The 22,157-nt window shown below is 70.6% G+C and carries 27 protein-coding genes; 2 read left to right on the top strand and 25 right to left on the bottom strand.

Features of this window, described 5'->3' with window-relative positions; translation table 11 throughout:
* Positions 1–334 precede the first annotated feature (334 nt).
* The 21 genes from rplO to rpsJ form a co-directional block, all read right to left on the bottom strand.
* Positions 335–1,027 carry a 50S ribosomal protein L15 gene (gene rplO, locus CELGI_RS04255; RefSeq protein ID WP_013882875.1) on the bottom strand — a complete coding sequence of 231 codons (693 nt, stop codon included), beginning with the start codon at positions 1,025–1,027 and terminating at the stop codon, positions 335–337.
* Between the two features lie 2 nt (positions 1,028–1,029).
* On the bottom strand, positions 1,030–1,212 hold the full coding sequence (gene rpmD, locus CELGI_RS04250; protein ID WP_013882874.1) for a 50S ribosomal protein L30: 183 nt from the start codon (positions 1,210–1,212) through the stop codon (positions 1,030–1,032).
* Positions 1,212–1,859 carry a 30S ribosomal protein S5 gene (rpsE, locus tag CELGI_RS04245; RefSeq protein WP_013882873.1) on the bottom strand — a complete coding sequence of 216 codons (648 nt, stop codon included), beginning with the start codon at positions 1,857–1,859 and terminating at the stop codon, positions 1,212–1,214. Before rpsE ends, rpmD begins: the two co-directional genes overlap by 1 nt.
* Before the next feature lie 31 nt (positions 1,860–1,890).
* Positions 1,891–2,262, bottom strand: coding sequence for a 50S ribosomal protein L18 (gene rplR / locus CELGI_RS04240; protein ID WP_013882872.1), 372 nt, complete (start codon positions 2,260–2,262; stop codon positions 1,891–1,893).
* Positions 2,263–2,265: 3 nt separating this feature from the next.
* Positions 2,266–2,802: a 50S ribosomal protein L6 gene (gene rplF, locus CELGI_RS04235; RefSeq protein ID WP_013882871.1), complete on the bottom strand. Its 537-nt coding sequence runs from the start codon at positions 2,800–2,802 to the stop codon at positions 2,266–2,268.
* Between the two features lie 26 nt (positions 2,803–2,828).
* The gene (gene rpsH / locus CELGI_RS04230; protein WP_013882870.1) at positions 2,829–3,227 is read right to left on the bottom strand and encodes a 30S ribosomal protein S8; all 399 of its coding nucleotides are present in this window, start codon (positions 3,225–3,227) and stop codon (positions 2,829–2,831) included.
* A 98-nt stretch (positions 3,228–3,325) separates the two neighbouring features.
* Positions 3,326–3,511 carry a type Z 30S ribosomal protein S14 gene (locus CELGI_RS04225; protein WP_013882869.1) on the bottom strand — a complete coding sequence of 62 codons (186 nt, stop codon included), beginning with the start codon at positions 3,509–3,511 and terminating at the stop codon, positions 3,326–3,328.
* 3 nt (positions 3,512–3,514) lie between these two features.
* The gene (rplE, locus tag CELGI_RS04220) at positions 3,515–4,087 is read right to left on the bottom strand and encodes a 50S ribosomal protein L5 (RefSeq protein ID WP_013882868.1); all 573 of its coding nucleotides are present in this window, start codon (positions 4,085–4,087) and stop codon (positions 3,515–3,517) included.
* Entirely contained in the window at positions 4,087–4,428 is a 342-nt protein-coding gene (rplX, locus tag CELGI_RS04215; RefSeq protein ID WP_013882867.1) for a 50S ribosomal protein L24, read from the bottom strand. The genes rplE and rplX overlap by 1 nt, the downstream gene beginning before the upstream one ends.
* A 2-nt stretch (positions 4,429–4,430) precedes the next feature.
* The gene (gene rplN / locus CELGI_RS04210; RefSeq protein ID WP_013882866.1) at positions 4,431–4,799 is read right to left on the bottom strand and encodes a 50S ribosomal protein L14; all 369 of its coding nucleotides are present in this window, start codon (positions 4,797–4,799) and stop codon (positions 4,431–4,433) included.
* A gap of 193 nt (positions 4,800–4,992) precedes the next feature.
* Entirely contained in the window at positions 4,993–5,277 is a 285-nt protein-coding gene (gene rpsQ / locus CELGI_RS04205; RefSeq protein ID WP_013882865.1) for a 30S ribosomal protein S17, read from the bottom strand.
* A gap of 7 nt (positions 5,278–5,284) precedes the next feature.
* A complete protein-coding gene (gene rpmC, locus CELGI_RS04200) occupies positions 5,285–5,524 on the bottom strand; it encodes a 50S ribosomal protein L29 (RefSeq protein WP_013882864.1) in 240 nt (79 codons plus the stop codon).
* The gene (gene rplP / locus CELGI_RS04195; protein ID WP_013882863.1) at positions 5,524–5,940 is read right to left on the bottom strand and encodes a 50S ribosomal protein L16; all 417 of its coding nucleotides are present in this window, start codon (positions 5,938–5,940) and stop codon (positions 5,524–5,526) included. Before rplP ends, rpmC begins: the two co-directional genes overlap by 1 nt.
* Positions 5,941–5,943: 3 nt before the next feature.
* Positions 5,944–6,777, bottom strand: a complete 834-nt coding sequence (gene rpsC, locus CELGI_RS04190; protein ID WP_013882862.1) for a 30S ribosomal protein S3 — start codon at positions 6,775–6,777, stop codon at positions 5,944–5,946.
* Positions 6,777–7,145 (bottom strand): 50S ribosomal protein L22, encoded by a 369-nt coding sequence (gene rplV / locus CELGI_RS04185; RefSeq protein ID WP_013882861.1) that lies wholly within the window; start codon positions 7,143–7,145, stop codon positions 6,777–6,779. The genes rpsC and rplV overlap by 1 nt, the downstream gene beginning before the upstream one ends.
* Positions 7,146–7,194: 49 nt before the next feature.
* Positions 7,195–7,476: a 30S ribosomal protein S19 gene (gene rpsS / locus CELGI_RS04180; RefSeq protein ID WP_013882860.1), complete on the bottom strand. Its 282-nt coding sequence runs from the start codon at positions 7,474–7,476 to the stop codon at positions 7,195–7,197.
* Positions 7,477–7,491: 15 nt separating this feature from the next.
* Positions 7,492–8,328, bottom strand: coding sequence for a 50S ribosomal protein L2 (gene rplB / locus CELGI_RS04175; protein ID WP_013882859.1), 837 nt, complete (start codon positions 8,326–8,328; stop codon positions 7,492–7,494).
* Between the two features lie 16 nt (positions 8,329–8,344).
* Positions 8,345–8,647 (bottom strand): 50S ribosomal protein L23, encoded by a 303-nt coding sequence (rplW, locus tag CELGI_RS04170; protein ID WP_013882858.1) that lies wholly within the window; start codon positions 8,645–8,647, stop codon positions 8,345–8,347.
* On the bottom strand, positions 8,644–9,336 hold the full coding sequence (rplD, locus tag CELGI_RS04165; protein WP_013882857.1) for a 50S ribosomal protein L4: 693 nt from the start codon (positions 9,334–9,336) through the stop codon (positions 8,644–8,646). The genes rplW and rplD overlap by 4 nt, the downstream gene beginning before the upstream one ends.
* Positions 9,337–9,341: 5 nt before the next feature.
* Positions 9,342–10,001 (bottom strand): 50S ribosomal protein L3, encoded by a 660-nt coding sequence (gene rplC / locus CELGI_RS04160; protein ID WP_013882856.1) that lies wholly within the window; start codon positions 9,999–10,001, stop codon positions 9,342–9,344.
* A 23-nt stretch (positions 10,002–10,024) separates the two neighbouring features.
* Positions 10,025–10,333, bottom strand: a complete 309-nt coding sequence (rpsJ, locus tag CELGI_RS04155) for a 30S ribosomal protein S10 (protein WP_013117879.1) — start codon at positions 10,331–10,333, stop codon at positions 10,025–10,027.
* A 493-nt stretch (positions 10,334–10,826) separates the two neighbouring features.
* Between rpsJ and CELGI_RS04150 the strand changes: the two genes are divergently transcribed.
* The gene (locus tag CELGI_RS04150; protein ID WP_013882855.1) at positions 10,827–15,425 is read left to right on the top strand and encodes an Ig-like domain repeat protein; all 4,599 of its coding nucleotides are present in this window, start codon (positions 10,827–10,829) and stop codon (positions 15,423–15,425) included.
* 315 nt (positions 15,426–15,740) lie between these two features.
* Here CELGI_RS04150 and CELGI_RS04140 read toward each other — a convergent pair whose 3' ends face one another.
* The 4 genes from CELGI_RS04140 to CELGI_RS04125 all read right to left on the bottom strand — a co-directional run bounded on the left by CELGI_RS04140 (position 15,741) and on the right by CELGI_RS04125 (position 20,911).
* Entirely contained in the window at positions 15,741–17,501 is a 1,761-nt protein-coding gene (locus CELGI_RS04140) for a glycoside hydrolase family 35 protein (RefSeq protein WP_013882854.1), read from the bottom strand.
* 118 nt (positions 17,502–17,619) lie between these two features.
* Positions 17,620–18,954, bottom strand: a complete 1,335-nt coding sequence (locus CELGI_RS04135; RefSeq protein WP_013882853.1) for an ABC transporter substrate-binding protein — start codon at positions 18,952–18,954, stop codon at positions 17,620–17,622.
* Between the two features lie 102 nt (positions 18,955–19,056).
* Positions 19,057–19,992, bottom strand: a complete 936-nt coding sequence (locus CELGI_RS04130) for a carbohydrate ABC transporter permease (protein WP_013882852.1) — start codon at positions 19,990–19,992, stop codon at positions 19,057–19,059.
* A 1-nt stretch (position 19,993) separates the two neighbouring features.
* Complete coding sequence (locus tag CELGI_RS04125) at positions 19,994–20,911, bottom strand: carbohydrate ABC transporter permease (RefSeq protein ID WP_013882851.1); 918 nt, start codon at positions 20,909–20,911, stop codon at positions 19,994–19,996.
* A 190-nt stretch (positions 20,912–21,101) separates the two neighbouring features.
* On the opposite strand from CELGI_RS04125, the gene CELGI_RS04120 reads away from it, so the two are divergent.
* Positions 21,102–22,151 (top strand): LacI family DNA-binding transcriptional regulator, encoded by a 1,050-nt coding sequence (locus CELGI_RS04120; RefSeq protein WP_013882850.1) that lies wholly within the window; start codon positions 21,102–21,104, stop codon positions 22,149–22,151.
* The last annotated feature ends 6 nt before the right edge of the window (positions 22,152–22,157 follow it).

Raw genomic sequence — 22,157 nt, 5'->3', positions numbered from 1 at the left:
AGCATGGCCGCGGGCAAGACTACCTTGCGCCGGACGCGGCTCCGACCGTCGGTGGTCGATCCTCCCGGACGAGCGTCCGGGAGAAGGCGTCCGAACCCTTTCAGCACGCGCCGCACGTCGGCGCGCGTTCCCCTCATCGTCGGCCCGCACCTGCCGATCGGGCGGGTGCTGCCTGGGTCGGGCGAGGGGGGCTCCTCGCCCGACCCGCTTCTGTCAGCGCGGACCACCGCCCGTCGGGCCGGTCCACGTGCAGCCGCTGCGCGGCCGCAGACGCGAGAACGGCCCGGGTCCTGGGACCCGGGCCGTTCTTCGTCCGTGCAGCTGCGCGGGCGCCTCAGTCCTCCGAGACGCTGCCGCCGGCCGCGACGATCTTCTCCTTGGCGGACGCCGAGTAGGCGTCCACCGCGACGGAGACCTTGACCGTGAGGTCACCGGTGCCGAGCACCTTGACGGGCTTGCCCTTGCGGACCGCGCCCTTGGCGACCAGGTCGGCGACCGTCACGTCGCCACCGTCGGGGTACAGCGCCGAGAGCTTGTCCAGGTTCACCACCTGGTACTCGACACGGAACGGGTTCTTGAAGCCGCGGAGCTTGGGCAGACGCATGTGCAGCGGCATCTGACCACCCTCGAAGCGGGCAGGAACCTGGTAGCGCGCCTTGGTGCCCTTGGTACCGCGACCCGCCGTCTTGCCCTTCGACGCCTCACCACGACCCACGCGGGTCTTGGCGGTCTTGGCGCCGGGGGCCGGACGCAGGTGGTGCACCTTGAGCGTGCCACCGGCACCGGGCTGCGCGGCCTCGGCCGCCGCCTTCTTGGCAGCCGCGGACGGCGCCTTCTTGGCGGGAGCCTTGTCCGCGGCGGCCTTCTCGGCAGGAGCCGACTCGGCCTTGGCGGCCTTCGTCGTCGCCTTCTTGGCCGGCGCCTTCTCGGCGGCCGCAGCCGTCGCCTTCTTGGCCGGAGCCTTCTTGGCGGCGGCCTTGGGCGCGTCGTCGGCCGCGGTGGCCTTCTCGTTCTTCTCGTCAGCCATGGTCACTCGACCTCCTCGACCACCACGAGGTGCTGCACGGTCCTGACCATGCCGCGGATCTCGGGACGATCCTCCTTGACGACCACGTCGCCGATGCGCTTGAGACCAAGCGTGCGGAGCGTGTCGCGCTGGTTCTGCTTGCCACCGATGCCGGAGCGCTTCTGCGTCACCTTGAGACGGGCCATCACGCACCCACCTTCTCGGCCGACTTCGCGGCCAGGCCGGCGGCCTGGGCGCGCAGCAGCGGCGCGGGGGCGACGTGCTCGAGCGGCAGACCACGGCGCGCGGCCACGGCCTCCGGCTGCTCGAGACCGCGCAGCGCGGCGATCGTCGCGTGCACGATGTTGATCGCGTTCGACGAGCCGAGCGACTTGCTCAGCACGTCGTGGATGCCGGCGCACTCGAGCACCGCGCGGACCGGACCACCGGCGATCACACCGGTACCGGGCGCCGCGGGGCGCAGGAAGACGATGCCGGCAGCGGCCTCGGCCTGGATGGGGTGCGGGATGGTGCCCTGGATGCGCGGGACGCGGAAGAAGTTCTTCTTCGCCTCCTCGACACCCTTGGCGATCGCCGCGGGCACCTCCTTGGCCTTGCCGTAGCCGACACCGACCGTGCCGTCGCCGTCACCCACCACGACGAGCGCGGTGAAGCTGAAGCGGCGGCCACCCTTGACGACCTTGGCCACGCGGTTGATCGTCACGACGCGCTCGAGGAACGCGCTCTTCTCGGGCGCGTCGCCGCGGCGACCGCCACCGTCCCGACGACCGCCGTCGCGGCGCTCGCCGCCGGTGCCCTGAGCACCGGTGTTGCTGCGTGCAGGTGCAGCCATCAGTGAGTCCTCTTCTTCCGGTTCGTCGTCGTCACAGGGACAGCCCCGCCTCGCGGGCGCCGTCGGCCACCGCGGCCACGCGGCCGTGGTACTTGTTGCCGCCACGGTCGAACACGACCGCCTCGACACCCTTGGCCTTGGCACGCTCTGCGACGAGCTCGCCGACCTTCTTCGCCTTGGCCGTCTTGTCGCCCTCGGCCACGCGCAGGTCCTTCTCCAGCGTGGACGCGAACGCCACGGTCTGCCCGATCGAGTCGTCGACGACCTGAGCGGTGATGTGGCGCGCGGAGCGCGTCACCACGAGACGCGGACGGGCCGGCGTGCCGACGACCTTCTTGCGCAGGCGCAGGTGACGGCGCTGACGCGCGATCGCCTTGCCCTTGCCCTTGATGCTGATCGCCATGGCTTACTTCCCAGCCTTTCCGACCTTGCGACGCACGTTCTCCCCCGCGTACCGCACACCCTTGCCCTTGTACGGCTCGGGCTTGCGGATCTTGCGGATGTTCGCGGCGACCTCGCCGACCTGCTGCTTGTCGATGCCCTGCACCGAGAAGCGCGTCGGGGCCTCCACCACGAACGTGATGCCCTCCGGCGGCGTGACGACGACCGGGTGGCTGAAGCCGAGGGCGAACTCGAGGTCCGAACCCTTGGCCGTCACGCGGTAACCGGTGCCGACGATCTCGAGCTTCTTGACGTAGCCCTCCGTGACGCCGGTGACCAGGTTGGCCAGCAGCGTGCGGGTCAGGCCGTGCAGCGAGCGCGAGAGGCGCTCGTCGTCGGGACGCGACACGACGAGCGTGCCGTCCTCCTGCGCGACCTTGATGGGCGAGGCGATCGTGTGCGTGAGCGTGCCCTTCGGGCCCTTCACGGTGACGACCGCACCATCGATGTTGACGTCCACCCCAGCCGGGACCGGGACGGGAATCCTGCCGATACGAGACATGGCTTGGCTCCTTTCCTGGTCTCAGATCACCAGACGTAGGCGAGGACTTCCCCACCCACGCCCTTCTTGGCGGCCTGCTTGTCGGTGAGCAGGCCGGAGGACGTGGACAGGATCGCCACGCCGAGGCCGCCGAGCACCTTGGGCAGGTTGGTGGACTTGGCGTACACGCGCAGGCCCGGCTTGGACACGCGCTTGACGCCGGCGAGCGCACGCTCGCGGTTCGGGCCGTACTTCAGCTCGACGACGAGGTTCTTGCCCACGGGGGCGTCCTCGACCTTCCAGCCGGCGATGTAACCCTCGGCCTGGAGGATCTCCGCGATGTGCGACTTGAGCTTCGAGAACGGGATCGACACCGTGTCGTGGTGCGCCGAGTTCGCGTTGCGCAGACGAGTCAGGAAGTCTGCGATCGGGTCGGTCATGGTCATGGCTTGTCAGCCCTTTCTGCCGGGGTATCCGCAGGTCTGCGCCTCGCGAGCGAGCCGCAGACCTGCGGACCTACCGACTGGGTGTTCCTGCTGAGGGATTACCAGCTGCTCTTGGTGACGCCGGGGAGCTCGCCGCGGTGGGCCATCTCCCGCACGCAGATCCGGCACAGGCCGAACTTGCGGTACACCGAGTGGGGCCGGCCGCAACGCTGGCAGCGCGTGTAGCCACGCACCGCGAACTTCGGCTTGGCCGCAGCCTTGTTGATCAGAGCGGTCTTCGCCATGGGTCAGTCCTCCTTGAACGGGAAGCCGAGGAGCTTGAGGAAGGCGCGACCCTCGTCGTCCGTGTCCGCCGTGGTGACGACCGTGATGTCCATGCCGCGGACGCGGTCGATCTTGTCCTGGTCGATCTCGTGGAACACGGACTGCTCCACGAGGCCGAAGGTGTAGTTGCCGTGGCCGTCGAACTGCTTGGGCGACAGGCCGCGGAAGTCGCGGATGCGGGGCAGCGCCGTCGACAGCAGGCGGTCCAGGAACTCCCAGGCACGGTCGCCGCGCAGCGTGACGTGCGCACCGATCGGCATGCCCTCACGCAGCTTGAACTGCGCGATGGACTTGCGGGCCTTGGTGACCTGCGGCTTCTGGCCCGTGATCTGGGTGAGGTCGCGGATCGCGCCCTCGATCAGCTTGGAGTCCTTGGCGGCCTCGCCGACACCCATGTTCACGACGACCTTGACGAGCCGCGCGACCTGGTTGATGTTCTCGTGCGAGAACTGCTCGAACAGGGCCGTGCGGATCTCGTCGTTGTACTTCGTCTTCAGGCGCGGCAGAGCCGGGGCCTCGATGGTCGTCTCGGTCATCAGACGTCCTTCCCGGAGCGCTTGGCGACGCGGACCCGAACCGTGCGGGTCCGGCCGTCGCGCTCGACCTGCTCGGTGCGGTAGCCGACCCGGGTGCCCTTCTTGGTCTCCGGGTCCACGAGCATCACGTTGCTGATGTGGATCGGGGCCTCGACGGTCTCGATGCCACCGGTGCGCGTGCCGCGCGAGGTCTGGCCGGCCTTGACGTGCTTCTGCACGCGCTGGACGCCCTCGACGACGACGCGCTGCGTCTCCGTCAGGACCTCGAGCACACGGCCCTCCTTGCCCTTGTCACGGCCGGAGATGACGACCACGAGGTCGCCCTTCTTGATCTTCGCCATGGTCAGAGCACCTCCGGAGCCAGCGAGATGATCTTCATGAACTTCTTGTCGCGCAGCTCGCGGCCCACGGGGCCGAAGATGCGGGTGCCACGGGGCTCCCCGTCGTTCTTGAGGATCACGGCCGCGTTCTCGTCGAACTTGATGTACGAGCCGTCGGGCCGACGGCGCTCCTTGCGGGTGCGCACGACGACCGCCTTGACGACGTCGCCCTTCTTGACGTTGCCGCCGGGGATCGCGTCCTTGACGGTGGCGACGATGACGTCGCCGATCCCGGCGTAGCGGCGGCCGGAGCCACCGAGCACACGGATGCAGAGAATCTCCTTGGCACCCGTGTTGTCGGCGACGCGAAGCCGCGTCTCCTGCTGGATCATCTACCTACTCCTGTCGTCTGGCGGGTTCTCGTGCAGGCGCCCTCGCGGGAGTCGTGCCGAGCCTGGCCGAACGGATAGTTGCCGTGATGCACACGTCGCGGCGGGGAGTCCCGAGGGACCTCCCCGCCGCCCGTGGGCAACTGGATCGACTGCTCTGAGACAGCCGGTTTCGAGCAGCCGAAGCCGCGCGATCTTACTTGGCCTTCTCCAGGATCTCCACCAGGCGCCAGCGCTTGGTCGCGCTGAGCGGGCGGGTCTCCATGATGAGGACCAGGTCGCCGATGCCGGCCGTGTTCTGCTCGTCGTGCGCCTTGACCTTGGAGGTGCGGCGCAGGACCTTGCCGTAGAGCGGGTGCTTGACCCGGTCCTCGACCTCGACCACGACGGTCTTGTCCATCTTGTCGCTCACGACGTAGCCACGACGCGTCTTGCGGTACGCGCGGTGCTCGGCCGTGGCGGTGGTGTGCTTGTCAGTCATGTCAGCCTCACTCGCTCGCGGTCGGAGCGGTACGGATCCCGAGCTCACGCTCACGCAGGATCGTGTAGATCCGCGCGATGTCGCGACGGACGGCCTTGAGACGCCCGTGGCTCTCGAGCTGACCGGTGGCCGACTGGAAGCGCAGGTTGAACAGCTCCTCCTTGGCCTTCTTCAGCTCGGCGACCAGCTTCTCGTCGTCGAAGGCGTCCAGCTCGGTGGGAGCCAGGTCCTTGGTTCCGATAGCCATCAGTTACCACCCTCGCGAACCACGAAACGGGTCTTCATCGGGAGCTTGTGCTGCGCGCGACGCATGGCCTCGCGAGCCAGGGGCTCCGGGACGCCGGCGAGCTCGAACATCACTCGGCCGGGCTTGACGTTGGCGATCCACCACTCGGGCGAGCCCTTGCCGGAACCCATGCGGGTCTCGGCGGGCTTCTTCGTGAGGGGGCGGTCCGGGTAGATGTTGATCCAGACCTTGCCGCCACGCTTGATGTGCCGGGTCATCGCGATACGAGCGGCCTCGATCTGCCGGTTCGTGACGTAGGCGGGCTCGAGAGCCTGGATGCCGTACTCGCCGAACGAGATCGCGGTGCCACCGGTCGCGGCGCCGGAGCGCCCCGGGTGGTGCTGCTTGCGGTGCTTCAGCCTGCGCGGGATCAGCATGGCTCAGGCCTCCGTTCCGGTCTCAGGGGTCGCCTCAGGGTTCACCTCGACCGGAGCCTCGGCGGCCGGGGCCGCCTCGCGCTCACGACGAGCGCCACCACGCGGGCCACGGTCGCCGCCGCGGTCACCGCGCTCGCCGCGCGGGCCACCGCGGGACGGACGCGGAGCCTGGCTCGCCTGCTCGCGGGCGTACTCCTTCTCGGTCATGTCGCCCTTGTAGACCCACACCTTGACGCCGATGCGCCCGAAGGTGGTGCGAGCCTCGAAGAACCCGTAGTCGATGTTCGCGCGGAGCGTGTGCAGCGGCACACGACCCTCGCGGTAGAACTCCGTACGGCTCATCTCCGCGCCGCCGAGGCGGCCGGAGACCTGCACGCGGATGCCCTTGGCGCCGGCGCGCTGCGCGGACTGGATGCCCTTGCGCATGGCGCGACGGAAGGACACGCGGCTCGCGAGCTGCTCGGCGATGCCCTGGGCGACCAGCTGAGCCTCGAGCTCGGCGTTCTTGACCTCGAGGATGTTGAGCTGGACCTGCTTGCCCGTGAGCTTCTCGAGCTCGCCGCGGATGCGGTCGGCCTCCGCACCACGACGCCCGATGACGATGCCCGGGCGGGCGGTGTGGATGTCGACGCGGACGCGGTCACGCGTGCGCTCGATCTCGACCTTCGCGATGCCCGCGCGCTCGAGACCCGTGCTCATGAGCTTGCGGATCTGCACGTCCTCGCGGACGTAGTCGCGGTAGCGCTGGCCCGGCTTGGTCGAGTCCGCGAACCACCGCGACCGGTGGTCGGTGGTGATGCCCAGGCGATACCCGAGCGGGTTGACCTTCTGTCCCACTATCGGGCCCGTCCCTTCGTCTCACGCTCAGCGACAACCACGGTGATGTGGCTCGTGCGCTTGAGGATCTGGCTGGCGCGGCCCTGAGCACGCGGCCGGAACCGCTTCAGGGTCGGGCCCTCGTCGACGAAGACCTCCGAGATGTAGAGGTCGGCCTCGTCGACGCGCTCGTTGTTGCGCTTGGCGCCCTCGACCGCGTTCGCGATCGCCGACTGCACCGTCTTCAGGACGGGCTCCGCAGCCGCCTGCGGCGCGAACTTCAGCACCGCGACGGCCTCCCCGGCCTGCTTGCCACGGATGAGGTCGACGACGCGTCGGGCCTTCTGGGGCGTGACGCGGACGAACCGCGCCTTCGCCTTGGCTTCCATCGTGTCTGCTCCTGTCTCTGCCGTCAGGCGTCACCAGCTGACCCGGGGGTCAGCGGCGACGGCCCTTCCGGTCGTCCTTCTCGTGGCCGCGGAACGTCCGCGTGGGGGCGAACTCGCCGAGCTTGTGCCCGACCATCGCCTCCGTCACGAACACCGGGGTGTGCTTGCGGCCGTCGTGCACCGCGAAGGTGTGGCCGAGGAAGTCCGGCGTGATGACCGAACGACGCGACCACGTCTTGATGACGTTCTTCGTGCCGGCCTCGTTCTGGACGTCGACCTTCTTCTGCAGGTGGCCGTCGACGAACGGGCCCTTCTTGAGGCTGCGAGGCATTCTCTCGGGCTCCTATCAGCGCTTCTTGCCGGTGCGCCGACGGCGCACGATGAGCTTGTCGCTCGGCTTGTTCGGACGGCGGGTACGGCCCTCGGCCTGGCCCCACGGGCTGACGGGGTGACGTCCACCGGACGTCTTGCCCTCGCCACCACCGTGCGGGTGGTCGATCGGGTTCATCGCGACACCACGGACGGTCGGGCGCTTGCCCTTCCAGCGCATGCGGCCGGCCTTGCCCCAGTTGATGTTCGACTGCTCGGCGTTGCCGACCTCGCCGATCGTCGCGCGGCAGCGCAGGTCGACGTTGCGGATCTCGCCGGACGGCATGCGCAGCTGCGCGTACGGGCCGTCCTTCGCGACGAGCTGCACCGACGTGCCGGCCGAGCGCGCGATCTTCGCCCCGCCACCGGGCCGGAGCTCGATCGCGTGGATGACCGTACCGGTCGGGATGTTGCGCAGCGGCAGGTTGTTGCCGGGCTTGATGTCGGCACCGGCACCGGCCTCGACCACGTCACCCTGCGACAGCTTGTTCGGCGCGATGATGTAGCGCTTCTCGCCGTCCGCGTAGTGCAGGAGCGCGATGCGCGCCGTGCGGTTGGGGTCGTACTCGATGTGCGCGACCTTGGCCGGCACGCCGTCCTTGTCATGGCGACGGAAGTCGATGACGCGGTAGGCGCGCTTGTGACCGCCACCGTGGTGGCGCGTCGTGACACGACCGGTGTTGTTGCGGCCACCCGACTTGGTCAGCGGGCGGACCAGCGACTTCTCCGGCGTGGAGCGCGTGATCTCGACGAAGTCGGCCACGCTCGAGCCACGGCGGCCCGGCGTCGTCGGCTTGTACTTACGGATTCCCATGAGTCCTCAGTCCTTCTCAGCCGACCGGACCGCCGAAGATGTCGATCGTGCCCTCGCGGAGGGTGACGATCGCACGCTTCGTGTCCTTGCGGCGGCCGATGCCGAAACGGGTCCGGCGGGCCTTGCCCTGACGGTTGGCGGTGTTGACCGAGTCGACCTTGACGCCGAAGACCTGCTCGACGGCGATCTTGATCTCGGTCTTGTTCGCGCGCGGGTCCACGAGGAACGTGTACTTGCCCTCGTCGAGCAGGCTGTAGCTCTTCTCGGAGACGACCGGCGCGATCAGGATGTCGCGGGGGTCCTTGCCGACGTTGGTCACTTGGCCTCCTCCAGACCCTCGGCCTCGGTGGAGGTCGCCGTGGCCTTGGCACCCTTGGCGGGGCCGGCGAGGAACGCGTCGAGCGCGCCCTGCGTGAAGACCACGTCGTCCGACACGAGGACGTCGTACGTGTTGAGCTGGTCGGCCACGAGCAGGTGGACCCGCTCGACGTTCCGCAGCGACTTCCACGTGATCTCGTCGGTGCGCTCGACCACGACGAGCACGTGACGACGGCCCGACAGGTTGTCGAGGACCGCGAGCGCGGCCTTCGTCGACGGCGCGGTACCCGGGGCGAAGCCCGAGACGACGTGCACGCGGCCCGCGCGGGCGCGGTCCGAGAGAGCACCGCGGAGCGCCGCGGCCTTCATCTTCTTGGGCGTGCGCTGCGAGTAGTCACGCGGCTGCGGGCCGTGGACGGTGCCACCACCGGCGAACTGCGGAGCACGCGTCGAACCCTGACGGGCGCGGCCGGTGCCCTTCTGCTTGTACGGCTTCTTGCCGCCACCGCGGACCTCGCCACGCGTCTTCGTGTCGTGCGTGCCCTGGCGGGCCGCAGCGAGCTGCGCGACGACGACCTGGTGGATCAGCGGGATGTTCGTCTGGGCGTCGAAGACCTCGGCGGGCAGGTCGGCCGTACCGGCCTTCTTGCCCTGGGGGTCCAGGACGTCGACGGTCAGCGTGTCGCTCATCGAGGTCACGCACCCTTCACAGCGGTACGCACGACGACGACACCGTTCTTGGGGCCGGGGACGGCACCCTTGACGAGGATGAGACCCCGCTCGGCGTCGACCGCGTGCACGGTCAGGTTCTGGGTGGTCTGACGGGCGACGCCCATCCGACCGGCCATCCGCAGGCCCTTGAAGACGCGCGACGGCGTCGAGGCGCCACCGATCGAGCCCGGCTTGCGGTGGTTGCGGTGGGCACCGTGCGAGGCGCCGACGCCGGAGAAGCCGTGACGCTTCATCACACCGGCGGTGCCCTTGCCCTTGGTCGTGCCGATCACGTCGACGAGCTGACCGGCCTCGAAGGCGGTCGCGTCGAGCTCCTGACCGAGCGTGAACTCGGCAGCGTTCGGCGTGCGGATCTCGGCCACGTGCCGGCGGGGGGTGACCCCGGCCTTCTCGAAGTGGCCCTTGAGCGGCTTGGTGACCTTGCGCGGGTCGATCTGGCCGAAGGCCAGCTGGACAGCCGCGTAGCCGTCAGCCTCAGCGGAGCGGACCTGCGTCACCACGTTCGTGCCGATCTCGACGACCGTGACGGGGACCAGGCGGCCTGCCTCGTCCCAGAGCTGGGTCATGCCGAGCTTGCGGCCGAGCAGCGCCGTGACGGGGCGCGCGTTCTGCTGGGTAGCCATGAGGATCAGTTCCTTCCCAGCGATCAGAGCTTGATCTCGATGTTCACGTCCGCGGGCAGGTCGAGACGCATGAGCGAGTCGACCGCCTTCGGCGTGGGATCGATGATGTCGATGAGCCGCTTGTGCGTTCGCATCTCGAAGTGCTCGCGGCTGTCCTTGTACTTGTGGGGCGACCGGATGACGCAGAAGACGTTCTTCTCCGTCGGCAGCGGCACCGGACCCACGACCGACGCACCAGCGCGGGTCACCGTGTCGACGATCTTGCGCGCCGAGCTGTCGATGACCTCGTGGTCGTAGGACTTGAGCCGGATGCGGATCTTCTGTCCCGCCATGGCGTCGTCTACTTCTCTCTCTCGTACCGGTCCGTCCGACCCCCGCGCTCGGGCGTGTCGCTTTGCGCGACGCACCAGGGCGCTGCATACCGTTCCCGGTACGAGGTCGGTGGTTGTCGTCGAGCCGCCACCACCGGGGTGAACCCGGGGCCACGGCGACTCGCCACGTCTGTCGGCCCAGCATCAGGCGCGCACGAGGGCACACCCGTAGCGGGCAACCTGAACAGTGTGCCAGACGTGGCCGTCGATCTCCAACCCGCTCGACCCTCCCGCGCGCGTGATCTGCGGCTCATCGCGCCCGCCGGCTGATGGTGACGTCACCAGATCGTGACCACCCGGCTGGGCCGGCACCTTGACGACGTCGGGGACGGATGGGAACGTGGCCCCGCCCGCGATGTTGACGTCACCAACGGTCTCCCGATGGTGACGTCACCAGCGTTCCCCCGCGACGCGGGCGCGGCCCACTCAGCGACGAGTGCACGGAAGGCAGTCCATGACACGCAAGCCCATCCCCCGCTCCCGATCGGGCCGCGCGCTCAGCGGTGCGCTGTGCGCGGCGCTCGCCACGAGCGGCCTGGTCGCCGCCGCGGTCGGCGCGGCCTCGCCCGCCACCGCGGCGACGGCCCTGACCATCACCCCCAACCCCGCGTACGCGGGCGAGCCGTTCCAGGGCTGGGGCAACTCGCTCGTCTGGTTCGCGAACGCGACGGGCGACTACCCCGACGCGCTGCGTGAGGAGCTGTTCGACCTCGTGTTCGGGGCCGAGGGCCTGAACATGAACGTCGCGCGCTACAACATCGGCGGCGGGCGTGCCTCCGACGTCGGCAACTACTTCCGCCTCGGCGCGGACGTCGACGGCTACTGGGCCGCCGACACGTCCACCGACGCCGACTCCCCCTACGGCGCGGTGACCACGAACTACGCCGACCGCGAGGCGCTCGCGCAGGTCTGGGACCCCGACGACGAGGCGAGCTACGACTGGAGCCAGGACGCGACGCAGCGCTGGTGGCTCGAGAAGCTCGCCAACGAGCGTGACGACCTGGTGCTCGAGGCGTTCTCCAACTCCCCGCCCTGGTTCATGACCAACTCGGGCTACTCGTCCGGCGGCGCGAGCTCCACCTCCGAGCAGGTCCTCACCGCGTACGACACGCCCGCCAAGTTCACGAAGTACCTCACCACCGTGGTCGAGCACCTCGAGGACACGTACGGCGTCCAGTTCCAGTCGCTCGACCCGTTCAACGAGCCGTGCACGGGCTACTGGTCCACGCCGGCCGGTCGGCTGGCCGACGGCATCACGCCGTTCACGAACGCGATCAAGAAGCCCCAGGAGGGTGCGCAGATCTGCCCCGGCACGGGCGCCGGTCAGCAGCAGAACCTCATCGCGCTGCTGGCCGACGACCTCGCCGCGTCGTCGTCGGACGCGGTCGTCTCGGCGAACGACGAGACGAACCCGCAGAACTTCAACACCGCCTGGGCGCAGTACGGCGCGCAGACGCGTGCGGACGTGGGCCAGATCAACGTGCACACCTACTGGGACGGCGGATCGGCGCAGGCGCGTGACTACGCGCTCACGGCCGGCAAGCCCCTGTGGATGTCCGAGACGGGCGGCGACTTCGTCGGCTCGGGCTTCGACCCGGTGAGCATCGACGGAGCGCTCGGCCTGGCCCAGAAGATCACGTCCGACCTGCGCACGCTGCAGCCCGACGCGTACGTGCTGTGGCAGGAGGTCGAGGACTTCTACAACATGCAGAAGGGCGAGAAGCTCAACTGGGGCTCGGTCTTCATCGACTTCGACTGCGAGTACGTGGACGCCACGGGCGCGGTGGTCGACGAGTCCGCGGCCGTGGGCTTCAAGTCCCAGCGCCGCGTCGCCGACGCGATCGCCGCGGGCCAGGACGTCACGTCGGTCGAGGACTGCCGGATCGTCACGAACTCCAAGTTCGACGCGATGCGCAACTTCATGCACTACATCACCGCGGGTGACCGCCTGGTCCCGACGGACGACACGGCCTCGACCGCGGCGATCGACGCGGACGGCACGGGCGCGACCGTGGTGCACACCAACGCCACGACCGGTGAGCAGACCGTCACGCTCGACCTGAGCCGGTTCGGCCAGATCGCGGCGGACGCGACCGTCACGCCCGTCGTGACGACGCAGGCCGCCGACGAGCACGACACGTCGACCGCGCTCGTCGAGGGCACGCCCGTGAGCGTGGACCCGGCCACCGGCACCGCGCGGCTCACGGTCCCGGCCCGGTCCGTCACGACGTTCGTCGTCGACGGCGTCTCGGGCGTCGCCGACGAGGCGAACCCGCTCGTCGACGGCGGCGAGTACCAGGTGGTCGGCGTCCAGAGCGGCAAGGCGCTGGCGCGGTCCACCACGGGCACGCTGCAGATCACGACGCTCGCGACGACCTCCGCCGCGCTGCCCGCGCAGACGTGGACCGCGCACGAGACCACGCCGGCGGGCGGCGCGACGGCACGGCGGTCGTTCGTGCTCGAGAACGGCTCCGACGGCTCGTTCCTCGGCGCGACGAGCGCCGGGACCCGCTTCGAGCAGGTCACGCTCGCCGAGGCCGGCGCAGCCGCCACCACCACGTGGTACCTCGTCACCCTCGACGGCTCGACCTGGTCGCTCGTCAACGGTGCCACCGCGTCGTCGCTCGACGTGGGCAGCCAGGCGACCACCGACGGCGCGCCCGTGGGCGTGTACGGCTCGAACGGCGGCGCGAACCAGCGCTGGACCATCCGCTCGACCGCCGCGACCCCGACGACCGAGCCCGTCTCGCTGCGCACGCGCGTCGGGACCCCGGCGACCCTCCCGACGACCGTCGTCCCCACGTACGCGTGGGGTGCGGGCGTGGCCACGCCCGTGACGTGGGACGTGCCCGCCGACGCATGGGACCGCGCGGGGACCGTGACCCTCACGGGCAGCGGCACGGACATCTACGGCAACGCCGTGCACCCCACGGCCGTGGTCGAGGTGGGCGATGTCGCCGCGACGGACCCGGCGTCCGTCACGGTGGTCGCGGGCTCGAGCGTCGCGCTCGTCCAGCGCGCGGCACCCGCCACCGTGCGCGGTCAGGTGGGCACCGCGGGGGCACGCTTCGACCTCCCGGTCACGTGGGACTTCTCGGGCGTCGCCACCGACGCGTTCGCCGAGGTCGGCGTGGTCACGGTGCCCGGCACGGTGACCGCCGCGGTCACCGGGTCGGCCGACGTGGCCGCCACGCTGAACGTCGTCGTGGCGGCGGCCGGCCCCGTGCAGAACGTGGCGCTGACGTCCACCGCGTCGGCGACCTACACCGAGTCGGGCTACCCCGCCTCGCGCACCGTCAACGGCGACCGGACCGACAAGGGCTGGTCCAACTGGCGCAGCGGGACCAAGAACGCGAGCGACACGCTCACCTACACGCTCGCACGTGAGCAGGTGCTCGACGAGGCCCGGCTGTACTTCTACAAGGACGGCGGCTCGCTGACCTGGCCGACCACGATCACCACGCAGTACCGCGACGCCGGCACCGGTCAGTGGACCAGCCTGCCGACACCCGTGACGCTGCCCGAGCAGGCGACGGCACCCGTCGCGACGGTCGACCTGACGGGGATCACCGCGGATGCGGTGCGGTTCGTCCTGACGGCCCGCGCGGCGACGCACCTGATCCTCTCGGAGACCGAGATCGACGGCGTCGTCCCGGCCGCGTCGTCGGTGTCGTCGCTCGCGCGGCTCAGCGTCGACGGCGTCGACGTCCCGGACTTCGCACCCGGCACGACGTCCTACGACGTGGTCGCCCGCGGTACGGCGCCCCGCGTCGTGGGGGTCCCGACGGACTCGTCGGCGACCGTCACCACGCAGCGCACGGGCGACGTCGTCACCGTCACGGTCACGGCCGCGGACGGCACGACGACGACCTACACCGTCACGCTCGACCCGGCGGTCGGGCTGACGGGCGTGCACGTCGCGGGCAGCCCGGTCGCGGGGCGCGAGCTCACGGCCGAGGCGACCGCCGACCCGGCGGACGCCGCGCTCACGTACCAGTGGGCGGTCGACGGCGTCGACGTCCCGGGCGCGACGCAGGCCACCTGGACGCCCGGGCTGGAGCACGTGGGCGCAGCCGTCACGGTGACCGTCACCGGGACGGCGGCCGGGTTCGACCCGACGTCGAGCACGTCACCCGCCGTCGTGGTCGTGGACGGGCGCGCCGCCAGCGCGGTCGCCCTGAGCGCCGCGTCGACCAGCGTGGTCGAGGGCACGGACGTGCGGCTCACCGCCACGGTCACCTCCGCGGCGCAGCAGGCGGTCGCGGGCGGCACGGTCGAGCTGCGGGACGGCGCGACCGTGGTCGGCTCGACGACCGTCGCAGCGGACGGCGTGGCGGTCTTCACGGTCGCGGCGCCCGCGCTCGGGACGCACGCGTACGCCGCGACGTTCACGCCCGCCACCGCGTCGCAGACCGACGTGGCGCCCTCGTCGTCGGCCACCGTGGCCGTGACGGTCACGGTGAAGGTCGTCGACTCCACGACGAGCGTGAAGGTCACGCCGAGCAGCCTGACGACCACCTCCACGCCGGTGGCGACGGTCCAGGTCCGCGCGGCCGGGGCGCCGGCGGCCGGCACGGTCACCGTGACCGTCAAGCGCGGCACGAAGGTGGTCCGCACGCTCACCGCGCGGCTCACCGACGGCAGCGTGAAGGTCACGCTGCCGAAGCTCACGACGCCCGGCACGCACACCGTGACGGCGCGCTACGCGGGCACGACCGGGGTGCGGACGTCCTCGGCGACCGCCACGGTGACCGTGCGACGCACCACGGTCACGACCGCACGCGTCGGCTCGGTCCGCACCACCGCGCAGGCGCGGGTCGCCGTGACCGTGACGGGCAAGCCCGCCGCGACCATCAGCGGCAAGGTGACCGTCCGCGTCCTGCGCGCGGGCAAGGTCGTGGCGGTCCGCACCGCCACGCTGACCCGGTCGGCTGCGACCGTCACGCTCCCCCGGCTGGCCGCGGGGACGTACACGGTCAAGGTCGCCTACGCCGGGAACGCCACCACGGCGCCCTCGGCCGCGAGCCCGCTGAGCCTGAAGGTCGTCCGCTGACGGCCTGACGGCACCGCACCGGAGCCCCCGACGCACTCGCGGCGTCGGGGGCTCCGTCGTGCTGGGCCATGCCGTCCTGCGCGCCGTCCTCCCGGCGTCGGCCGTCCCAGGCTCGGTCGTCCCAGGGGTCAGAGCTCCGTGACGCCGCGATCGGGCCGTGACGCTGGACGCCCCGGCAGCCGGCGGCAGGCTCCCGCGGCGACCGACGGCGCCCCGGGGTCCGCGCACGGCACGAGCGCCCTCGTCCGCGGGTACGACGAAGCGGCGACCACCCCGTGGGGTGACCGCCGCTTCGTCGGACGCGCGTGCTCCGGGTCAGCGCTCCGTGTGCCCGAGGTCGGGGCCCGCGACGAACGACGCCGTACCGGTGCGCGCGCCGTGCAGCTCGAGCACGACGATCTCGTTGTCCACGCGGACCAGCGGCCCCGGGACGTAGACCGTGCGCGTGGGGCCTGCGGCCCAGTACCGGCCCAGCAGCGTGCCGTTGACCCAGACGAGCCCCTTGGACCAGCCGTCGAGCCGCAGGAAGTGGTCGGCACCCGGGACCGAGGTGAACAGGCCCTGGCAGAATGCGGGTCCCGCGACGGGAGCGACGTCCTGCGGCTCGGCCACGTGGAGCATCGTGAGCAGGTCGGGGTCGAGCGTGGCCAGGCGAAGTCCGCCCACCTCCCACCGCTCGAGCGGACGCGTCGCCGTGCGCGCGGCACCGATGAGCCCCTTGGCCTCGCCGATGCGCGGGCCGTAGTTGACGCGCCCCTGGTCCTCGACCACCACGTCGAGCACGCCCGCACGCGGGGGCAGGCTCGTGGTGGTCAGGCCCTCGGTCCGGCTCAGCGTGCCCACGGGCTCGCCGTCGAGCAGGACGACCGCGCGGTCGCGCACCTCGTCGACCGACAGCAGCGCGTCGTCGGACTCGACGTCGGTCCGGTACAGCGTGAAGCCCGACCACTGACCGATCTCGTCGGCCGTCGGCAGGTGCGTGAACGGCTTGGGCTCGACCAGCAGCGGCAGCGCGTCGGCGAGCGCCACGCGACGCTCCAGCGCGACGTCCAGCACGGGTGCGCTCGCACGCGGCGCCGGGTGCTCACCGGGCACGGGTGCGTGGCGTGCGATCACCGCACGGAACGCCTCGTACTTGGCCGTGGGGCTGCCGTCCTCCGCGAGCGGCGCGTCGTAGTCGTACGACGTGGTGATCGGCAGGTAGGTGCCCTTGTCGTTGGCGCCGTTGGTGAAGCCCAGGTTGGTGCCGCCGTGGAACATGTACAGGTTGGCGGACGCGCCCTGCGACAGCAGGAGGTCCAGGTCGGCCGCGGCCTCCGCGGCGTCCGTCGTGTGGTGCTGCTCGCCCCACGAGTCGAACCACCCGTCCCAGTACTCCATGCACATGAGCGGGCCGGTGGGCTGGTGGCGACGGAGCGTCTCGAGGCGCTCGGGGCTCCGGGAGCCGAACGTCGCCGTCTTGTGCAGCTCGGGCAGCCCGCCGCGGCCGAGCATCTCGTCGTTCGCCTGGTCGCACGTGGTGAGCGGCACCTCGATGCCGCGCTCGCGCATCATCGTGACCAGCGCGCGCAGGTAGTCGGCGTCGTCGCCGTACGCGCCGTACTCGTTCTCGACCTGGACCATCAGCACCGGTCCGCCGCGCGTGACCTGGCGCGGTGCGACCACGGCCAGGATCTCGTCGTAGTAGCCGGCGATGGCCTCGAGGTACTGGGGCTCGGCGGTGCGCACGCCCACGCCGGGCGTCGCCATGAGCCAGGCGGGCAGCCCGCCGTTGTCCCACTCGGCACAGATGTAGGGGCCGGGGCGCACGATCGCGTGCAGGCCCTCGGCGGCGACCAGGTCGAGGAAGCGACCCAGGTCGAGGTTGCCGGTGAGGTCGAAGACGCCGCGCTCGGGCGCGTGCGCGTTCCACGCGACGTACGTCTCGATCGTGTTGAGCCCCATGAGGCGCGCCTTGCGGATGCGGTCCGCCCACAGGTCCGGGTGCACCCGGAAGTAGTGCAGGGCGCCGGACAGGATCTGCAGCGGCTCGCCGTCGAGCAGGAAGTCCTGCTCGCCGATCTCGAACGCGGCCATGGGGTGGTGCTCCTCGGTGGTCACGGGGCGGTCGGGGGTCGTGCTCGGCCCGGGCAGGGGGGAACGCTGCCCGGGCCGGGCCGGTGGCGGCGGTCTGCGCCGCCGCCACCGGTCGGGCTCACTCGACCGTGAAGCCCTGCTGCTTGCCGTACTCGACCGACGCCTTCTGCCACGCGGCGAGGCCGTCGACGAGCGTCGTGTCGGAGACGTACGCCTGGCCGACGTTGTCGTTGAAGACGGAATTCGCGTAGACCTGGAACGGCAGGTACTGCCAGCCCTCGACGACGTCCGCAGCGGACTGCGCGAGCACCTCGTTGACCTTCTGGCCACCGAAGTACGGGAACTCCTTGTTCTTGAACTCGTCGGAGTTCAGCTCGGCCGTCGTGGCCGGGAACGCACCGCCGTCGATGCGGGTCTGGACGCCCTCACCGGCGTTCGCGTACTTGACGAACTCGTACGCGAGCTCGGCGTTCTTCGACGCCTTCATCACCGCGAGCGACGAGCCGCCGTTCTCGGCCGTGGCGGAGCCGCCGGCCTCCCACTGCGGCATCTGCGCGACCTGCCACTTGCCCTTGCCGGCCGGGACGCCCGACTCGAGGTTCGCCGGCATCCAGGCGCCGATGGTCAGGGTCGCGATCGACCCGTTGCCCAGGCCCTGGTACCACTCGTCGCTCCACGAGCTGATCGGGGCGAGCAGGTCCTCGTCGATGAGCTTCTGCCACAGCTCGGCGAACTTGGTGCTGCCCGGATCCGTGAAGTCGATCGAGACGGTGGTGCCGTCGACCTTGTACGGCTGGCCGCCGGCCTGCCAGATCATGCTGGTCGCGAAGCCCGCGTCACCCGTGTCGTTCGCGATGTAGGCGTTCGGGTCGGCCTTGTGGATCGCGCGGGCCGCCTCGAGGTACTCGTCCCACGTGGTGGGGACCTCGACGCCGGCCTTCTCGAAGACGTCCTTGTTGTAGAACAGCGCCATCGGGCCCGAGTCCATGGGCAGGCCGTAGATGCCCTCGCCCTGCTTGACCGCGGCCCACGGGCCGGGCGTGAACGTGCCGTCGAGCTCGGTCGCACCGAGCGGACCGAGGTCCGCGAGCGACTCGCCGAGCGCGAACTGCGGCAGCGCGTAGTACTCGATCTGACCGACGTCCGGGACGCCCGAACCCGCGGCGATCGCGTTCTGGAGCGCCGTGTACTGGTCGTTGCCCGTGCCGGCGTTGACCAGCTCGACGTCGACGTCGGGGTTGGCGGTCTCGAAGTCGGCGACGACCTTCTCGAGGGTGGGCTCCCAGGCCCACACCGTCAGGGACCCGGAGAGACCTCCGGCGGCGGGGGTGTCGCCACCCGCGGGGGTGGTGGCGTCGTCCTTGGTGTCGCCGCCGCCGCAGGCGGTCAGGGCGAGCGCCAGGGCCGCGGCGACGGCGGCGGTGCGCGTCACCGTGCGGAACGTGGGGGTCATGACTGTCCTCTCACTTCGTTGTCGTTGAGGTGTCGATGGGGGAACTGCGTGGTGACGTGACCATCGGGCGGGGGATGCCCGACGGGCGCCGGGGGTGGTGCGCTACTCCTTGACCGAACCCGCAGCCAGACCCGACTGCCAGTACCGCTGCAGGAACAGGAAGGCGACGATCAGGGGCAGGATGGTGAGCACCGAACCGGTGATCACCAGGTTGAACACCGCCTCGCCGCCGGCGGTGGCGGCCTGGGCGTTCCACGCGTTGAGTCCCAGCGTCAGCGGGTACCACGTGGGGTCCTTGAGCATGATGAGCGGCAGGAAGTAGTTGTTCCACGTCGCGACCATGGTGAACAGCAGCACCGTGACGATGCCGGGGGCCAGCAGCGGCAGGCAGATGCGGAAGAACGTCCGCACCTCCCCCGCACCGTCCATGCGCGCCGCCTCGAGCAGCTCGGTGGGGATCGCCTCCGCGGCGAACGTCCACATGAGGTACAGCCCGAACGGCGAGATCAGCGACGGGATGATGACGGCCCACGGCGTGTTGGTGAGGCCCATCTTGCTGAACATGAGGAACGTCGGGACCGCGAGCGCCGTGCCGGGCACCGCGACCGCGCCGATGACCACGGCGAAGACCCACCGCTTGCCCGGGAACCGGAACTTCGCGAGCCCGTAGCCGCCGAGCACGGCCAGCGCGGTCGCACCGCCGGCGCCCAGCACCACGTACAGCACGGTGTTGCCGAGCCACCGCACGAAGATGCCGTCGTCGTACGTGAGCGTGGCGCGGATGTTGTCCCACAGCGCGAAGCCGTCGCCGAACCACAGGCCGAACGAGTCGAACAGGTCCGACTGCGACTTGGTCGCGTTGATCAGCAGCCACGCGAGCGGGACCAGGCTGTAGAGCAGGACGATCGCGGTGAGCGCGGTCAGCAGCGGGCTCTTGCGCTGGCGACGCGCCGAGCGCGGCGGCAGCGGCCGCAGCCGTGCCGGTCCGCGGCCCGTGCGGGTGGTGCGCCGCGCGGGGGCGAGGTCGGTGCCGGTCACGTCAGGCCTCCTTGCGCATGCCGCGCAGCTGGACCACGTAGGCGATGACCATGGTGATCAGGCCCATGACGATCGCGACGGTGGCCGAGTAGTTGTACTGCTGACCCGAGAAGGACAGCGAGTAGGCGTACAGGTTCGGGGTGAAGTACGTGGTGATCGCGTTCGGCGCGAGGCTCTGCAGGATGCTCGGCTCGTTGAACAGCTGGAAGCTGCCGATGATCGAGAAGATCGTCGCGATGACGAGCGCGCCGCGGATCGCGGGGAGCTTGATCGCCCGGATGACCCGCCACTGGCCGGCGCCGTCGATCTCGGCGGCCTCGTACAGCGTGCCGGGGATCACGCGCAGCGCCGAGTAGAAGATCAGCATGTTGTAGCCGACGAACTCCCAGGTCACGATGTTGCCGATCGACGCGAGCACCAGGTCGGGCGACAGCGGGTTGGGCAGGTCCACACCCAGCGCCTTGTTGATGTTGCCCACCAGCCCGAACCGCGTGCCGTACATGAAGCCCCACATCAGGGTCGCGACGACCGCGGGGACCGCGTACGGCAGGAAGATCGAGATCCGGAAGAAGTTGCGGCCGTAGAGCCGTCCGCTGTCGAGCGCGAGCGCCACCAGGAGCGCGATGCCGAGCATGATCGGCACCTGCACCGCGAGGAACGTCACGACGTGGCCGAACCCGGACCAGAACTGGGGGTCCTGGAACGCCTGCGTGTAGTTGTCGACGCCGACGAACGCGTTGCCGCCGACGAGCTGCTTGCGGAACAGGCTGAGGTAGATCGAGTACGCGATCGGCGCCAGGAAGACCAGCGCGAAGACGATCATGAACGGGCCGACGAAACCCCAGCCGGTCCAGGAACCGCGCAGGCTTCGCCCCTTGCGTGTGCGGGACGCCGGTGCGACGGCGGTCAGCTGGGCCACGGGTGTGCACTCCTTCGTGTACCGACATGTTTACGTCACCATGCCGTTGCCCCCGAGATAACCACGTGGCCGGGCGGGGTGTCAACGCGGGCCGGGTCACGATATGGTGACGTTGCCACGATCGGAGAGTTTCGGCGACCCGATCAGCGGGTCTCCCCCTTGGTGACGTCGCCATCGCTATGCTGTGGCGATGCCCGACGACGCAGCCGCGGCCGCCCCGACCCGGGGCCGGCGCCGCACCGGCCCCTCCATCGGCGACGTCGCGCGGCTCGCCGGCGTCTCCCCGCAGACAGTCTCCCGCGTCTCGACGAGCGCGCTCAACGTCCGGCCCGAGACGCGTCAGCGCGTGCTCGACGCGATGGAGCAGCTGGGCTACTCGCCGAACAACGCCGCCCGCGCGTTGCGCTACGGCAGCTTCCGCACGATCGGCCTGGTGGCGCACCGGCTGTCCCGCACCGGTGAGGCCCGCACCATGGAGGCCGTGGTCGAGGCCGCGCGGCGCGAGCGGTACACCGTGACGCTCGTCGACGTCGAGACCCCGTCGTCGGCCGACGTCGACGCGGCCGTGCAGCGCCTCACGCACCAGTCCATCGACGGTCTGGTCATCATCCGCGCCGAGACCGCGACGCCCACCACGCTCGCGCTGCCGCCGCGCGTGCCCGTCGTGGTGTCCGACTCACGCTTCGTGGGACACCACCCCGCCGTCGGTGCGGACCAGACGTCGGGCACGATCGCGGCCGTCGACCACCTGCTCGGCCTGGGCCACCGCACCGTGCACCACCTGGCGGGCCCGCTGGACTCCAACCCCGCGCAGATGCGCGCCGCCGCGTGGGCGGACGCGCTGCGCGCCGCGGGGCGGGACGTGCCCCCGCCGCTGCACGGCGACTGGAGCGCCCGCTCGGGCTACGTGAACGGGCTCGCGGTCGCCGCGGACGCCGACGTCACGGCCGTGCTGTGCGCGAACGACGAGATGGCTGCGGGCCTGGTGCGCGCGCTCTACGAGCAGGGGCGCCGCGTCCCCGAGGACGTCTCGGTGGTCGGGTTCGACGACATCCCGCTCGCCGAGTACCTGTGGCCACCCCTGACGTCGGTGCGTCAGGACTTCGCGCAGATCGGCGAGCGCCTGATCGAGCTGCTGCTGCGTCAGGTCGAGGGCGGCGAGTCGCTCGACGACCAGCACGTGCTGGTCCCCACCACGCTCATCGAGCGCAGCAGCACGGCGGCGCCGCGTCGGTCCTGACCGCGG

It is taken from the genome of Cellulomonas gilvus ATCC 13127 (assembly GCF_000218545.1).
In the GTDB taxonomy this organism is placed as follows: Bacteria; Actinomycetota; Actinomycetes; order Actinomycetales; family Cellulomonadaceae; genus Cellulomonas; species Cellulomonas gilvus.
The sequence above is the reverse complement of the archived record's forward strand: the minus strand, read 5'-3'. Positions and strand labels throughout refer to the sequence as shown.

Excerpts from the sequence above, each read along its gene's own strand:
- CELGI_RS04120 (WP_013882850.1), top strand. The coding sequence starts at position 21,102 with ATGCCCGACGACGCAGCCGCGGCCGCCCCGACCCGGGGCCGGCGCCGC.
- CELGI_RS04225 (WP_013882869.1), bottom strand. The coding sequence starts at position 3,511 with ATGGCGAAGACCGCTCTGATCAACAAGGCTGCGGCCAAGCCGAAGTTC.
- rplR (WP_013882872.1), bottom strand. The coding sequence starts at position 2,262 with ATGGCGATCAGCATCAAGGGCAAGGGCAAGGCGATCGCGCGTCAGCGC.
- rplO (WP_013882875.1), bottom strand. The coding sequence starts at position 1,027 with ATGGCTGACGAGAAGAACGAGAAGGCCACCGCGGCCGACGACGCGCCC.
- rplF (WP_013882871.1), bottom strand. The coding sequence starts at position 2,802 with ATGTCTCGTATCGGCAGGATTCCCGTCCCGGTCCCGGCTGGGGTGGAC.
- rpsJ (WP_013117879.1), bottom strand. The coding sequence starts at position 10,333 with ATGGCGGGACAGAAGATCCGCATCCGGCTCAAGTCCTACGACCACGAG.
- rpsS (WP_013882860.1), bottom strand. The coding sequence starts at position 7,476 with ATGCCTCGCAGCCTCAAGAAGGGCCCGTTCGTCGACGGCCACCTGCAG.
- rpsE (WP_013882873.1), bottom strand. The coding sequence starts at position 1,859 with ATGGCTGCACCTGCACGCAGCAACACCGGTGCTCAGGGCACCGGCGGC.
- rpmD (WP_013882874.1), bottom strand. The coding sequence starts at position 1,212 with ATGGCCCGTCTCAAGGTGACGCAGAAGCGCTCCGGCATCGGTGGCAAG.
- rplV (WP_013882861.1), bottom strand. The coding sequence starts at position 7,145 with ATGGAAGCCAAGGCGAAGGCGCGGTTCGTCCGCGTCACGCCCCAGAAG.
- rplX (WP_013882867.1), bottom strand. The coding sequence starts at position 4,428 with ATGGCGAAGATCAAGAAGGGCGACCTCGTGGTCGTCATCTCCGGCCGT.
- rplC (WP_013882856.1), bottom strand. The coding sequence starts at position 10,001 with ATGGCTACCCAGCAGAACGCGCGCCCCGTCACGGCGCTGCTCGGCCGC.
- rpsH (WP_013882870.1), bottom strand. The coding sequence starts at position 3,227 with ATGACCATGACCGACCCGATCGCAGACTTCCTGACTCGTCTGCGCAAC.
- CELGI_RS04150 (WP_013882855.1), top strand. The coding sequence starts at position 10,827 with ATGACACGCAAGCCCATCCCCCGCTCCCGATCGGGCCGCGCGCTCAGC.
- rpmC (WP_013882864.1), bottom strand. The coding sequence starts at position 5,524 with ATGGCTATCGGAACCAAGGACCTGGCTCCCACCGAGCTGGACGCCTTC.
- CELGI_RS04140 (WP_013882854.1), bottom strand. The coding sequence starts at position 17,501 with ATGGCCGCGTTCGAGATCGGCGAGCAGGACTTCCTGCTCGACGGCGAG.
- rplE (WP_013882868.1), bottom strand. The coding sequence starts at position 4,087 with ATGACCGAGACGACCATCGAGGCCCCGGCTCTGCCGCGCCTGAAGACG.
- rplB (WP_013882859.1), bottom strand. The coding sequence starts at position 8,328 with ATGGGAATCCGTAAGTACAAGCCGACGACGCCGGGCCGCCGTGGCTCG.
- rplD (WP_013882857.1), bottom strand. The coding sequence starts at position 9,336 with ATGAGCGACACGCTGACCGTCGACGTCCTGGACCCCCAGGGCAAGAAG.
- rplP (WP_013882863.1), bottom strand. The coding sequence starts at position 5,940 with ATGCTGATCCCGCGCAGGCTGAAGCACCGCAAGCAGCACCACCCGGGG.
- CELGI_RS04135 (WP_013882853.1), bottom strand. The coding sequence starts at position 18,954 with ATGACCCCCACGTTCCGCACGGTGACGCGCACCGCCGCCGTCGCCGCG.
- rpsQ (WP_013882865.1), bottom strand. The coding sequence starts at position 5,277 with ATGACTGACAAGCACACCACCGCCACGGCCGAGCACCGCGCGTACCGC.
- rplN (WP_013882866.1), bottom strand. The coding sequence starts at position 4,799 with ATGATCCAGCAGGAGACGCGGCTTCGCGTCGCCGACAACACGGGTGCC.